The sequence below is a fragment of the Limosilactobacillus urinaemulieris genome (genome assembly GCF_014838745.1).
Classification (GTDB): domain Bacteria; phylum Bacillota; class Bacilli; order Lactobacillales; family Lactobacillaceae; genus Limosilactobacillus; species Limosilactobacillus urinaemulieris.
The window spans coordinates 1-241 of record NZ_JABUXR010000065.1; the positions used below are offsets into that span (position 1 = coordinate 1).

The window sequence follows — 241 nt, forward strand, 5'->3', positions numbered from 1 at the left end:
GTGAAGTCGTAACAAGGTAGCCGTAGGAGAACCTGCGGCTGGATCACCTCCTTTCTAAGGAATAAAACGGAAACCTACACATTGTTGAAACTTTGTTTAGTTTTGAGAGGTTTACTCTCAAGCTTGCACTTTGAAAACTAAATAATATCAATTTTCTTTATTAATTAACAAAACAAACCGAGAACACCGCGTTATTTTGAGTTTTTTAGAAATTAATCGCTAACTCAATTAATCGGATAAT

The 241-nt window shown here is 34.4% G+C and carries 1 rRNA gene; it reads left to right on the forward strand.

Features of this window, described 5'->3' with window-relative positions:
* Positions 1–54 (forward strand): 16S ribosomal RNA (locus HUK45_RS09430); the annotation flags it as partial.
* Positions 55–241: the final 187 nt, after the last annotated feature.